At 43.6% G+C, this 14,308-nt stretch carries 8 protein-coding genes; 3 read left to right on the top strand and 5 right to left on the bottom strand.

The genetic code is table 11. The features are described from left to right. Positions 1-653: 653 nt before the first annotated feature. From P5683_RS02090 to P5683_RS02070, 5 genes are all read right to left on the bottom strand, one after another. On the bottom strand, positions 654-1,667 hold the full coding sequence (locus P5683_RS02090; RefSeq protein WP_008055796.1) for a CHAD domain-containing protein: 1,014 nt from the start codon (positions 1,665-1,667) through the stop codon (positions 654-656). 363 nt (positions 1,668-2,030) lie between these two features. Beyond that, a complete protein-coding gene (locus P5683_RS02085) occupies positions 2,031-3,347 on the bottom strand; it encodes a response regulator (protein WP_008055795.1) in 1,317 nt (438 codons plus the stop codon). A gap of 171 nt (positions 3,348-3,518) precedes the next feature. Continuing rightward, on the bottom strand, positions 3,519-5,705 hold the full coding sequence (locus tag P5683_RS02080) for an ATP-binding protein (protein ID WP_273247721.1): 2,187 nt from the start codon (positions 5,703-5,705) through the stop codon (positions 3,519-3,521). A 247-nt stretch (positions 5,706-5,952) separates the two neighbouring features. After that, entirely contained in the window at positions 5,953-6,168 is a 216-nt protein-coding gene (locus P5683_RS02075; protein WP_006668313.1) for a hypothetical protein, read from the bottom strand. Positions 6,169-6,435: 267 nt separating this feature from the next. Further along, positions 6,436-6,924: a hypothetical protein gene (locus P5683_RS02070; protein ID WP_006623018.1), complete on the bottom strand. Its 489-nt coding sequence runs from the start codon at positions 6,922-6,924 to the stop codon at positions 6,436-6,438. Positions 6,925-7,226: 302 nt separating this feature from the next. Between P5683_RS02070 and sat the strand changes: the two genes are divergently transcribed. The 3 genes from sat (at position 7,227) to P5683_RS02055 (ending at position 13,224) form a co-directional block, all read left to right on the top strand. After that, positions 7,227-8,405, top strand: a complete 1,179-nt coding sequence (gene sat / locus P5683_RS02065) for a sulfate adenylyltransferase (protein WP_006623017.1) — start codon at positions 7,227-7,229, stop codon at positions 8,403-8,405. Between the two features lie 489 nt (positions 8,406-8,894). Then, the gene (locus P5683_RS02060) at positions 8,895-11,243 is read left to right on the top strand and encodes a caspase family protein (RefSeq protein ID WP_006623016.1); all 2,349 of its coding nucleotides are present in this window, start codon (positions 8,895-8,897) and stop codon (positions 11,241-11,243) included. A 115-nt stretch (positions 11,244-11,358) separates the two neighbouring features. Then, complete coding sequence (locus P5683_RS02055; protein WP_006623015.1) at positions 11,359-13,224, top strand: response regulator; 1,866 nt, start codon at positions 11,359-11,361, stop codon at positions 13,222-13,224. Positions 13,225-14,308: the final 1,084 nt, after the last annotated feature.

The following is a 14,308-nucleotide window of genomic DNA, read 5'->3' as shown; positions in this document are numbered from 1 at the left end:
AGAAAGACCAATTAGTTTGTACAGGTTGAATCATCTCTAGCGATCGCCATATAACCAGACCCTTGCACGAACCCCTTACTTATACAGACAATGTATAAGAAATTTGCCAAGATGCCTAAGATTTCCATTCTAAATTTACCAAAATTGACTTAACAGACCCTGTTTTTGAAGATCTGACCAAAGTGAACACCGAAAACCTTAGACTCTCATTCTCAAGAATAGCAGTTATAGTTCACAAACCCTAACTGCAAATCTTAAAAAATTGTTGAATTCAATACTTGGCTAGGGAACTTACGCTATCGATTATGATTCATAAGTTAACAGAAGATTGTATAGCAGTTAACCATTAATTAAATCTTGATAAAAAATGAAACTTACTTCCCTAGTCAAATATTTACCAAAGGTTAAATTCACTTTCTTGGGTTAGGCTCTTAAACAGTGAGATTTCCACCATACATAAGTCTAGGAAATATTATATCGGGATATGAGACCCAAATAAATGTATCTATTCATACAAAAGGCCAAAAATGATCAAAGCATGGAGAGGAGGAACGGAGGAGTTATCTTTCCTCCCCTATTTATAAGGTACTGCGGTTTTCTCGGATCAATATAGCTTAAATGGGTCTGTCAGGGCTATAATGGTTAACTGTGGGTTAAGAATCAGAGTCTACTGGAGGACGCAAAAGGGTCAAGTGAAAATCTTGGCGGACTACAGGATTTAGATATCGACGCTGTAGCTGAGTCCAGCTCTGCCATGATTCATAGCGCTTTTGGCTCATCTGATTTGAGAGGGTGGGTAGACTTTTCTTGAGATCGGAACGCACGATCGCCACCAAAACGGCTTCGAGTACCATGGTATCTTGAATATCACCCAGGCATTCTTGCAGATCTTTCATATCCTGGAGATAGGCTTGATAGGTAGACCCGTAAAAGTCGGTAAATAGGGCCATGAGGTAACGGACTCGTTTGGCTTGCTTGCGTAAACTGTGTAAGACATCCCCGTGAGTGGTCAGGAGTTTCTCAAGTTTTTTCTTGGTAATGGTTTTTTTAGGGGTAGTTTCCTGGGAACTGTTTTCTGTGGACTCGGACTCGGTTTCTAGTTTGTCAATACCAAACAACCAACCTTGATGTAATAATAGCTGACTGACTTGCGGGAGTAATAAATCTGGTAATACCCCCATAATCGGCAGCTTTTCTATGGGGGTATAAACGGGAAAATCTAGCCAGTTTTGCAGGTCTTGTTTAAGGTTTTTATATGTTTGATGTGCCAAAGTAGCCTGAACTTTTTTCAAGGCTTTACCCCGTTGCTTAACTAGGCGAATTAATACCTTGTCTAAGGTGGGTTTTTCGGCTTCGGTTAAGGTGGGATAATATTGATTATTCAAGGCTTCGATCATAACATCAATATCTCGGAGTTCTCCCAGACGACGTGCGATTTTCCCTATGTTGTCATCGCTGGCGGCTTTGGGTAAATCTAAAACGGGTGCAAAACCAGTGACAGCCGATCGCAGTCTTCTCATTCCCACCCGCATTTGATGTAATTCTTCTGGATCTTCATCTTGTAACACGGCGGCTTCATGGCTGAGGACTTTGTTTAGATATTTCTGAATCCCCAAACTGGCCCATTCCCCCAGGGTGTTGGTTTGAGGTGAGGTATCAATAGTCATTTTTATCTGTCCAACTAAAATTTTGAGATACTTTTCACTATAACAGAATCATTTGTGTAGATGATATCCCCATTTCCCCAGTGTATAGTAGCGAGGTGTTCACCAGGTTTCTGAGAATAGGAATAAATGGCTGTGGGTGGCTGAAAATGCGATAAATTCTGGACAGATGGGGGGCGCAAAAATTTAACCTTTTCTTAACCCAATTTATCCCAAATTATGCTGTGTGAAATCCCTAGATAGGATGGGGATTTGTGATCAGGTGCAGCCCCACCAAAATCCCAGGCTATGATTGAATGGGGGAATTGAGACGATCGCCTTCAGATCTACACTAATTCCGGCGGGTGGGAAGTCGGAGAAGATTATTTATTGGCATTTCTCCAGATAGTATTGAGCGACTGTATCGCTGGGGTCTTGGGTGAGAATCGCTTGAAAGCATTTTAAGGCTTCTTGAATGTTGCCATTTCTCCAGCAACGAGTACCGCGATCGAACACCGGACGGGTGAGAATTTTTTGGGGTGACACCGCATAGGTTTGACTAGCTAAAACCTCATAAATTTCTAAGGGTTCTTTTTTGCCTCTGGGGGTGACACAATCAATCCAGCGAGTTTGGAAAGATTCGTTATTTTCCGGGGATTGCGTCATTAATTCAGCCGTATCAATAGCGGATTTGCTGGCAATAATTTGACAGCCATAAATTTTAGTCAATCCTTCTAATCGGGAGGCGGTATTAACCACATTACCGATAACGGTAGAATCCATGCGGCTATTTGACCCCAAAGTGCCAATCATGCCGATTCCGGTATCAATGCCAATGCCAATTCTGATAGGGTCTTTGATACTAAAAAGATGGCGATCGCGATTAAATTTGCGTAAACTATCCTGCATCAGCAAAGCCGAATTTAAGGCATCAATAGCATGGGAATTTGTCATATCAAAAACCGCCATAATTGCATCACCCAAATATTTATCAATAAAGCCATTATGGGAGGATATACAATGACTCATCTGGTTAAAAAAGGCATTTAACCACTCAAAGGTTTCTCTAGCTTGTTGAGATTCAGCGATCGAAGTAAAACCGCGAATATCACAAAACAAGACAGTCAAGTGTTCTTCCGTGACATTTCCCAGTTGAATAGATCCCACCCCCTGGGGAGCAATCCGCTTTAAAAATTGTTGGGGTACAAATAGCTGAAATTTGTTTGATAAATTTTCATTAATCTGCCAAGCAGCCGAAAACTGGCGTTGATTTTGTTCCTGAACTTGTCGCTGTAACTTCACCTTAGCAGTATCATTCCGCATTTTATGTAATTTGATGATATTATGAATTTTGGCTAACAAAAGTTTGATATTAATAGGTTTAGTGATATAATCATCCCCCATTTTTTCCAAACCTTTTAAGCGGGATTCCTCATCATCTAAGGCTGTCAAAAAAATGATAGGAGTAGTTTGCAAAATGTCATGTTCTCGGAGGCGATCGCAAACTTCAAAGCCATTCATATCCGGCATCATAATATCCAAAAGCACCAAATCTGGCGGGTTATTTGTAGCTAGTTCAATCGCCCTAGGTCCCGATTCTGCTAAGGTAGTGTCATAACCTTCCGCCATCAATAAATCTTCTAATAAAACCAGGTTAGCCGGTTCATCATCAACCAAAAGAATATGTAATTTAGTTTCAGACATAGGTAAAACGGTGGGGGTAACTGTTTAATACAGAGTAAATTCACAAAATCGACTGATAGATATGCCAACATGGCTGTATAAACATTGATAATTGTATCTTTCAGTAGATGCCCCTACCAACCCGTATTAAAATAAGTCATTAGGTAGCTATACTCACTTAGGGCTGTTGTCCTAAGACTCGACGAACTTTTTGACAGTTGCCAATACCTGGTCAACATCAAGGGGTTTACTCAAATAACCATCAGCCCCAGCAGCCAGACAGCGTTCACGATCGCCCGACATAACCATAGCCGTAACTGCGACCACCGGAACGACTTTCCATAAACTGCTTTGCTTGAGTCGGCGTATCAGTTCAAAGCCATCAACTTCCGGTAGTTGAATATCCATTAAAATCAGATCAGGCAGCAGTTCGGGTTTTGCCAGAGTCGAGTTAATCATATCCAACATTGTATAACCATCAGCAATCAACTCGACCTCATACCCTTCCAATTCCAAAACTTCAGTAATTAATAACTGATTAAAAATCTGGTCTTCCACCACCAAAATCCGAGGGCAGTCTACCTGATGTAACTTAGGGGTTTCCGGTTCTGGTGTAATTACCTCCCGGCTTTCCGGTTCAGGATTATAATTTTTGGCTAATTCCTGTCGCATCTCAGTTAGGGGTAGCCATACCCGGAAGCGACTGCCTTGATTAACCTGAGACTGCAAAGATACCGTGCCGCCGTGCAATTCTGCCAAACGCTTAGTTAGAAGCAACCCCAATCCCGTACCTTCATGGCGACGAGTTAGGGAAGAATCTATCTGTTGGAAAGGCTGAAATAATAAATGCCATCTGTCCTGGGGAATGCCAATACCAGAGTCCTGTACTTCCAAACATAAATAAGGGGTACTGTCATTAATGGGAGAACAGTCAGGGCGATAATCTCCTTCTATCTGAGAGCCATAAGCTAGGTGTCCGCTTAGTCGCACTCTACCACCTTCTGGGGTAAATTTAATGGCATTGGAGAGCAAATTAATCATAATTTGTCTGACCCGTCGCTTATCTAACAAAACTTGGGTGATGCGGTAGTCTGATTCTAAAGACAGGGCTAGACATTTTTTATCAGCCCGAGGTTGAACCATTTTCAGACACTCGCTACAGAGTTCGTGGATGTTAACGGACTCCAGGTTTAACTCGGTTTTGCCAGATTCTATTTTGGATAGATCCAGAATGTCGTTGATCAAATGCAACAAGTGCCAACCACTTTTTTCGATAAATTGGACTTGGTTAAGCTGGCGAGAGTTGAGAGTTCCAGAGTTTTGGCGTTTGAGTAAATCCGCAAAGCCTAAAACGCTGTTAAGGGGGGTGCGTAATTCGTGAGACATGGAGGCTAAAAATTCGGATTTCAGTTGAGAGGCGCGTTCTAATTTTTCGTTGCTTTGACGCAAGCGTTCTTGGGCTTCGGCGCGTTCTATGGCGGTTCCCAGGGTTCGACAGGCGGCAAATAACATATCTAATTGCGGATATTCCTGCATTTTGGTGAGATCCCGTGATTCGAGGGTCAACACGCCGATGATTTCTCCGTTGGTAGCGGGAATGGGAAAAATTCCTAGTTGACCAATTCCGGGATGACGAAAGGGGGAGAAGGCTTTGGGATGGTTGGCGTAGTCTCTGACAAATCTCGGTTCACCTGTTCTAACTACATCCCACAGTAGACCCTCGCCGTAGGGGATTCCTTGGCTTAATGCGGCTTTCATTTCGGCGACGGCGGGTTCTCCATAGGTGGCCACAAAATGACCGGAAATTTGGTTTCCTAGCATCCCAGTGATGCGATTCTCTCCCTCTCCTAAAATTACTTTGACATCCCCAAAGGCTGCATTGGTGGTGTGTACTAGATAGTTGAGCGCAAATTGGGCGATGTTATCGAGGTTATCGGAGTCTTGGAGGCGTTCGTTTAGTCCCAACAGAAATCTTAGTCGTCGCACTTCGGTATTGAGGCTCAGTTGGGTGTTGCGATGGTCTGTGATATCTCTAAAGGTGAGTAAACGTCCCCCTGATGCTGTGGTCTGGCTGTGGACTTCGAGATAGATTTGATTATGTTGTTGGATGCAAAATGAGATTTCGCCTCTCACGCAGTCGCGCAGGGTTTGTCTCAGGTGTTCCCAGTCTGGCTTTAACCAAAGTTTTTTGGAGGTGATTTCAGCACAAATGTCATCGAGGGAGGGTTGGGCGGCGAGTTGGTCAACAGAAATTCCCCAAATGGCGGCGAGTTGGGGATTGAATAGGATTAGGCGATCGCTGCTGTCAAATAGGGCGATCGCCTGATCAATCTGGTTTAAAATCAAGATCTGCTGGTCTTTTAACTGCTGTATATCCATTCTCGGCCCTGAAAAAGTCCCAATTTCGGGTTAACTCACACCTACTTTATAAAACTTAACAGAAAATTGAACGGGTTAACAGTCCGCCGCCAAAGAGGGAACCAATCAGCAGCTAAACCACCCCAGGGGGCTGTCAAAAGGAATCGGCGGCTAGAGGCGCGATGAATATGCTTAGAATTACATTGAGGCCCAATGTCCGCGCCCTAATGTCTCGGTCTGACAAAAAAAGCCCCAGCCAGCCTTGTGGCTACCCATAGAAGCCGGTTTGACTTCCGCCCCCTGGGTGCATTGCTTCACCAGAAATCGAAACGGAGGCTATTGATATCTCCCCGGTGACTTGGCTTTGGGGGGCGGGGAGCATTTCTCCACGGAAGTCTAGGATGCTCACCAATAACAAATAAGCGATCGCTAAAATAATCGAAATGGCTCCGGTAATATAGGCAACTACTTTAGAACGTTCCATTCTCAATCAATTACAAGTTTCCACCATCCCACCCAGTATATACTAGACCATGGACAATTGAACATCACATTAACCATGATGTCGGGGCGGGTTCTGCTGTCAATCCTCAATTCCCACAGAAAAGATTGCCCAACCCGCCCTACACCCACAGTAGGGGCGACCTATTTTTTCAAGGCTACCACATCAGCAACTACCCGGACCAGCCCTCTCCCAGAGTTCGGGAGAGCCAGATTTAGAGGGTTTCATTATCCATCAATTACCTAGGTATTAGCGATTATAACGGTCATAGCGATTATAACGGTCATGGCGATTATGACGGTCACCGCGATTATAGCGGTCTTGGCGATCGCGCATTCTTTCAAAGTTGTCGCGATAGCGCTTTTCCCATTCCTGTTTCTCACGACTGAGGGTGCGTTCTAATTCCTGGTGAGCTTCTCTAATCACCCGTTCTTTTTGGCTTTGAGACAAACGCTGATTGTGGGGCTTGTTCATCTCATCTCGCATTTCCGATTCTAGCTGCTCATGTCGCCGCCGGCTATATTCTTCAAAATCTCGCTCAAATTGTCGCCGCCAATCATCATTATTCCGATTAGCATTCCGATTAGCATTCCGATTAGCATTCCGATTAGCGATCGTCAATCCCGCTTCTCCTCTGGTAGCTTGTTGAGTAGAATTACCATAGGAAATCATAGAGTTAGCCGGGAGTTGTAATCCTCCGGCTAGTAGAAACGTTGTCAGAACCAAAATACCTTTCATTGCTCAATTCTCCATAATTTTCAGATTAATTGACAGCCCCATGGGAAATGATTACGGTTTCAGACTAACGAAAATCCTGGTTCATTTACCCATACATATATACTACCATTTTGTCAATAGGATTGACAAAGTTTATAGTCGATATTGGTGATCACAAAGTTCCCAATCAAGTTCCCAGGGAGGACCATGAGCCGTATAAGGTACAGCCCCCCATATTTAAGTTCACAGCAAGGGGTAAAATAGGAGATTGAATAAAAATGAATCGATTTAGTTCAATCTGTAGTTAACTATTAGAGGTTACCTTGGCTCATCATCAAGATGCTATCGCGCCCCACGGTGGAAAGCTAATTAATCGCATGGCTAGTGCCGAACAACGGGCCGAACTCCTAGACAAAGCGGATACTCTCCCCAGAGTACAACTTGACGAGCGATCGCAGTCCGATTTAGAACTAATTGCGATCGGTGGTTTCAGTCCCCTGACCGGGTTTATGGAACAGGAGGACTATACCAATGTCGTCCATAATATGCGACTGAGTAACGGACTACCCTGGTCTGTTCCCATCACCCTATCGGTTACCGAAGAGGAAGCGGCGCATTTGTCCGAAGGCAGCCTAATTCGTCTGGACTCACCAGAGGGTAAATTTGTAGGAGTTCTGGAACTCACCCAAAAATACACCTATGATAAAGAACAGGAAGCCATCCACGTCTATCGCACTAATGATAACAAACATCCGGGAGTAAAGGTAGTTTATGAGCAAGGTCCGGTCAATCTCGCCGGTCCTGTATGGTTACTCAAACGAGAAGCGCACCCTTTGTTTCCCAACTATCAAATTGACCCCGCTGATAGTCGTTCACTCTTCCGAGAAAGGGAATGGAAAACCATCGTCGGGTTTCAGACTCGCAACCCTATTCACCGCGCCCACGAGTATATTCAAAAATGCGCCCTAGAAACTGTTGATGGTCTATTTCTCCATCCTCTGGTTGGCGCTACTAAGTCTGATGATATTCCGGCTGATGTGCGGATGCGTTGTTATGAAATCTTGATGGAACGCTACTATCCTCAAAATCGGGTGATTTTAGCGATTAATCCGGCTGCTATGCGTTATGCTGGACCGAGGGAAGCGATTTTTCATGCTATGGTCCGCAAAAATTACGGCTGTACCCACTTTATTGTCGGGCGTGATCATGCGGGAGTGGGGGACTATTATGGAACCTATGATGCCCAGCACATCTTTGATGAGTTTGAACCAGCAGAATTGGGTATTACTCCCATGAAGTTTGAACACGCCTTCTATTGCACATTGACTAAGGGTATGGCTACCAGTAAAACTAGCCCCAGTAACCCAGAACAACGGATTCACTTATCAGGAACCAAGGTTCGGGAAATGCTGCGACGGGGGGAAATGCCACCCCCAGAGTTTTCTCGTCCAGAAGTGGCGGCGGAACTAATTAAGGCCATGAGGGTTCCCTCAGAAGCATAATTTCACCAAACCCCCCTATCCCCGTCTCTGGGAGGGGGGAGTAGAAAATTCTCGACAATGGCAGAGTACGCGCTAGGATAAAAATGTAGGGATCGGGTTCAACCGAATTTCATCGGCGGGAAAGCCCCCAGGCTATTGTACAACTATCTCAGGCGCAGGTTCTCAGCTCTCTGGTTATGAACACAAAAAACATTCACCTCCCCGTGTCTGGGAAATTATCACTTTGTTGGGTGCGATATTATCTAGTTATAGGAGTGAGACACAAGGACTATCAGGAGGGTAATTAGTGGCAGATTTTGTTTTGCAATATCAGGGGTCTAATTTTCAGAAAAAAAATATCCTATTTTAGATAATAATGTTGATGGGAATAAAAGTTAATTTACGGCATTTAATCCCATTACAACAAAAACGCGTGACTAGATTTAGAGAATTTGGTCAGCCTTGATGGATTTAAGTTTCAGGGTATAGATGGATTAGGAATAATAGATCATGGCATTAAAGCGACGGCAATTTCTAAACAGATCGGGTATGCTACTGGCAGGGTTGGGACTAAGTGAGGTGGCTTGGTGGCAACTAGGCGATCGCTACCAGCAGGCGATCGCACAACCCAACCATCGGAAACTGGCTCTGCTAGTGGGTATCAATCAATATCCGAAAGTCTCCCAACGTCATATAGAACCGTTATCGGGATGTGTCACGGATGTAGAATTACAGCGGGAACTATTAATCGGTAGATTTGGGTTTAACCCCTCAGATATCCTCGCCTTGACTGATAAGGAAGCGACGAGGGAAAATATCGAAACTAGCTTTATAGAACATCTGATTAACCAAGCGCAACCAGGGGATTTGGTAGTCTTTCATTATAGCGGCTATGGCAGCCATGTAGCTGATACTAATCAAAACCCCGATGAACCGACTATCAAGCACTCCCTAATTCCGGTTGATGTTACCCAAGACCGCATGGGGGAACCAATTAACGATATTATGGAGGATACCCTGTGGTTATTACTGCGATCGCTGAGGACTCAACAAGTAGTCACAATTCTGGATACCAGTTATGTTTATCCTGGTTATTCTCAACAGGGAGTCCTGAGAATCCGGACAGCCGCCAGTCCCAATTCTCGCCAAATTAGCGATCGCACCATTACCCGACAACAAGAATTACTACAGCGCCACCAAATCGACCCCAAAGAACTAGAACAGCGTCGTCGCGGTGAATTGCCTGGTATAGTATTAGCAGCCAGCACACCCACCCAAATAGCCACAGAAACCAATTGGTCTGGACTCAGGGCCGGATTATTTACCTATAGCCTGACTCAAACTCTCTGGAATGCGACAGCCACCTCCGACCTGAAAGAAAGTCTAGGTCGTGTAGCCGGAGCCGTAGAACGTATCACCGGACCGAACCAGCAACCTCAGCTTCAGCGTCAAGGGAGAATGACTGAAGACTCGCCTTCACCCATGATTAAGCTACCACTAAAATCACCCCCAGTCGATGGAATTGTTACGACCGTGACGGGGGATGGAAAAAGTACGGAATTGCTACTAGCGGGTTTACCTGGCTGTGTACTGGAATCGGGAGATGTTAATTCCCTATTTGCCATTGTACCAAACACTGAGAGTACAGAATCTAAGGTGCTGCCAAAACTTCAAATTCGCGGATATAACTCATTGCACGCTACCGCTGAGGTACTCACATTAGAAGTTGGTGGTATCAAGTCACCTGCCGTTGAATCTGGCCAATTTATTAAAGAGACTATTCGGGTTTTACCTCGCCACATTGACTTAAAAATTGGTCTTGACCCTAAACTCGATCGCATTGAAAGGGTCGATGCGACCAGTGCTTTGTCTAGTGTTGCTGATGTCTCTATCACCAGCAACGACCAACCCATGGATTATCTACTGAGTCGCGTTCGGGATACTACTATTGCTCAAAATTCGACTGCTCCCCTGAATTCATTATTCCAAGGGCATTATGGTCTATTTTCCCCCGGTCAAGTGGTGCTTCCTGATACGGCCGGAGAAGGAGGAGAAGCCGTAAAAGTCGCCGTACAGCGATTAGTTCCCCAATTGAAAACTCGATTAGCCGCTAAGTTGCTGCGTCTGACCGAAAATGAACGTTCCGACTTACTCAAAGCCAAAGTTACCCTGGCTATGTTAACTCCCCAGTCAAGGGCGATCGCTAAACGAGAAACCCCTGATTTATCCCATCAGGGAACCGAACAACTCATCCTAAATGCCTCGAATCATAGTAATTCTACCCCAGGGTTAGCGCACCGTTCCGAAACTTTTGGTATACCGACTATACCAAAGGAAAGTCGCATTCAGATGCAATTGCAGAATAATGGTGAACTCCCCCTATATTTCATCATGTTTTTGTTCGACAGTCGTGGTCAAACATACGTTTATGATGCTACTAGACCTCCCATAGTTGAGACTGAAGACAGTTCTATGATTTTACCCCAGGTTTTACGGGTAGAGGCTGGTAAAACCATGAGTATCCCCCCAGCTAATGTTAATGGCGGAACTAGCAACACCGAAACCCTAGGAGAACTGGTGCGGGGTCCGGCTGGATTGATTGAAACCTATCTAATTATTAGTCATTTCCCTTTTACTCAGACTTTACCAGCTATTAGTCGTGGTTTAAAGCCAACTTCCATAAGTTCACCAAATGGGCTGCAATTGCTATCTAATCCTTTGGAAGTTTCCCGCGCTGTCTTGGAAGATTTGGCAAAAGCTAGTAAACTAGGAGTTGAACGTTCCGGGATTTCTACTGATAATCTCGCACTAGATGTTAATGCTTGGGGAACCTTTAACTTTGTCTGTCGAGTTGTGTAAAACTTGTCAGGAGTTGAGAAACTTAATAGTAGACAGTTATTTCTGTTTTCTATCCGGTTTCCTATCTTGTTAGTCAGGGTTAGAGAGTTTCTGATAGCATCAGTAGGAGATGTTCATGAAAATTTTAATTGTTGAGGATGATAGAAATGCAATTATTCCTCTGATTGACGAGTTAAAAGCCTATCACTATATTGTTGACTTGGCGGTTGATGGTCATACCGGATTGGAACTCGCTTTAGAATGGAATTATGATTTAATTATCCTTGACTGGATGCTTCCCGGAATCAATGGACCAGCAATTTGTCGTCAATTGCGCGAGCAAGGTTTTCTCAAACCGATTTTGCTTTTAACTGTACGCAATCTTAATGAGGATATCATTACCGGATTAGATGCTGGCGCTGATGATTTTGTTTCTAAACCTTGCAGTCCGTCTCAGCTTTTGGCGAGAATTAGGGCTTTATTAAGAAGGCAAAGTTTACCACAATCAGCATTACAATTGACCTGGGAAAAGTTGCAGGTAAATGAAACTTCTGCACAGGTTTATTATGATAACCAACCCGTTGATATTAAGCCCAAAGCCTATAATTTACTTTTGCTATTTCTGAAAAATCCACAGCGGATTTTTAGCCGTCAGGATATTATCGACCAACTCTGGTCTTTTGATAATGAACCTAGCGAATATGCGGTCACTAATTTAATTAAAGACCTGCGCCGAACCCTGAAAGATGCGGGGATGATGGGAGATATTATCGCCACTGTCTATGGCTTGGGATATCGCTTAAATCCCCCCCCAGAAACGGAAGATTATTCGGGGAAATATCTGGATAATTCAACATCCTTAATGCCGAAATCCACCCATAATCTTGAGGAAGTTTTGGCTAAATATCAAAATTCTTTTGGCGAAGAGGTAAGTTTTTTAGAAAACCTGTTTTTAATTAATTATTCGGATGATTCTATCTCGGAAATTTCCCAAAAAAAGGCTCAGGAAATTGCTCATAATTTGGCAGGAAGTTTGGGTTCTTTTGGCTATCAACGAGGTTCGGAATTAGCCCGTGATATCGAAAACTGCTTGAGAAATGATGATGGCTTATGTTTTATACATAAAAATATCAGTATAATTCAAGACAAAATCCGGGAATTATGTAATGAAATTAACCAGTCTCCTCAACCGATATATTGCCACATTTGTGCTTCATCTAATCAAATTTTGCTGATTGATGCTGATCGAAGTTTAGCGGAACAATTACAAGGTCAAGCTGGCGCTTGGAACTTAAATATAGAAGCGGTTTCCACTTTGACTAATGCTAGACAGTGGCTGACCAAAACTCTCCCTGATGCGATTTTATTAGACCCCCATTTGTCAGAGGAAGATTTGACAGGATTTGATTTCCTCAAGAACATCGGACAACGTTTCCCGGAAATTCCTATTTTGATTTTTACTTATGAGGATAACCTGTCGGAACGTATTATGTCGGCGCGTTTGGGGGCTAGACGATTTTTGCACAAACCCGTTACGCCTCAATACATTTTTGAAGCGATCGCCCAAGTTCTCCCCAAACCCCCCAGCCGAGATGCTCGGATTCTGATTGTAGAAGATGATCCTATCTGTTTGCAAGTTTTGCGAAATATCCTCAAACCCTGGGGATTTGATCTGATTTGCTTGAGAGAACCTAACCAATTTTGGCAAGTCCTAACCCAAACTCTCCCGGATTTATTAATTTTAGACGTACAAATGCCTACCTATACGGGTTTGGATTTGTGTCAGGTCGTCCGACAAGACCCGGCTTGGGAAGAGTTACCAATTTTGGTGGTCACTGGACATCAAAGTTCTGATATGATCCAAAGGGTTTTTGAAGCTGGCGCAGATGATTTTATTACTAAACCAATTATTGGCCCGGAATTAGTCACCCGCGTTATGGCTCGTATTGAGCGATCGCAACTGAGAAGAAAAGTTAAACAGATCCGAAAACAGTCTAGGTGAGTTATCCATCATAGCCGCAGCTACTGACCGAGATTGTCAGAAAGAAAAACCCAGCCCCCACTTCCAGCCCACTAGGGACTAGATATTTAGGTCTCCTACTCACCCAGAAAGGGCATGAACCCTTGAGAGCTTTTGGTTCCCTAAACTATAGGTACCAGTTCTATATGGGTAGACTGGGCTGCATATCAGGGTCTATGTGTCATAGTAACAGCAAAATATAAGAAACTTATAAAATGATATCCAAAATTTTGTAAAGCCCACACCCTTACCGGATTATGGCCAACCTTTCCCAATAGTTCTGTCTGTTTATCGATTTCAGGTAGCATCTTCTGATACCGCCTGACTTTTTTGGCGGTCTGGGAGGGTGACGACTTTGGCTGTGGTGAGTTGTAAATACGCCTAAGTTGTTGAGGTGGGAGGCGGCGGGGAGTAGTTGGGAGTGGGTGAATTTGAGCGATCGCACCATTTCAACCTAGTTAAACACATCCCCTATTGCTTTTCAGATTATCTGTGGGGTGATTATCTGTAGGCTGAGGTTGGGTTTCCCAAGCTACAATTTATGATTTTTTAGTATGTCGATGTGAGCGATTACATCAGATGATTATAAACTTACAACCCTTTCAGTCATCATGCAATATAATTTCCCTCGTCCCTATCCCGGGGGGAAGAAGGGTTTATGGTGCGGGTAATGTTTTAAGTAAGTGATTTCCCTGCTGTAAAGACATTTTTATAAGGATGATCAACTGGGGGGGGAACCTCCACAACCCAGTTGAAGACATTAACACAAATTGTGATTAAATATATTTCTGTTCATACAAGCTGATTCAACGATTCTTAATGAATGTGATAATCTTATCAAGAACTATGAAGGTTTGTAACATTTTATAAATTTACTGATCAGGACTATTGTATTCAAGCTATGTCATGCTAGGATATGAGGTGTAGTCAGGTATAGAGATTTGGAACTCTATCCAAATCCAATTATGTATTCAGGCGAACTTTTTTGCATGGTGTGATTCTTATAGACTATTGCATTCTACCTAAAAATTAATTCCCGACTCTGAAGGAAAACCCATCGGATTGG

It is taken from the genome of Limnospira sp. PMC 1279.21 (assembly GCF_032349615.1).
GTDB lineage: Bacteria > Cyanobacteriota > Cyanobacteriia > Cyanobacteriales > Microcoleaceae > Limnospira > Limnospira fusiformis.
The sequence above is the reverse complement of the archived record's forward strand: the minus strand, read 5'-3'. Positions and strand labels throughout refer to the sequence as shown.

Excerpts from the sequence above, each read along its gene's own strand:
- P5683_RS02090 (WP_008055796.1), bottom strand. The coding sequence starts at position 1,667 with ATGACTATTGATACCTCACCTCAAACCAACACCCTGGGGGAATGGGCC.
- P5683_RS02085 (WP_008055795.1), bottom strand. The coding sequence starts at position 3,347 with ATGTCTGAAACTAAATTACATATTCTTTTGGTTGATGATGAACCGGCT.
- P5683_RS02080 (WP_273247721.1), bottom strand. The coding sequence starts at position 5,705 with ATGGATATACAGCAGTTAAAAGACCAGCAGATCTTGATTTTAAACCAG.
- P5683_RS02075 (WP_006668313.1), bottom strand. The coding sequence starts at position 6,168 with ATGGAACGTTCTAAAGTAGTTGCCTATATTACCGGAGCCATTTCGATT.
- P5683_RS02070 (WP_006623018.1), bottom strand. The coding sequence starts at position 6,924 with ATGAAAGGTATTTTGGTTCTGACAACGTTTCTACTAGCCGGAGGATTA.
- P5683_RS02060 (WP_006623016.1), top strand. The coding sequence starts at position 8,895 with ATGGCATTAAAGCGACGGCAATTTCTAAACAGATCGGGTATGCTACTG.
- P5683_RS02055 (WP_006623015.1), top strand. The coding sequence starts at position 11,359 with ATGAAAATTTTAATTGTTGAGGATGATAGAAATGCAATTATTCCTCTG.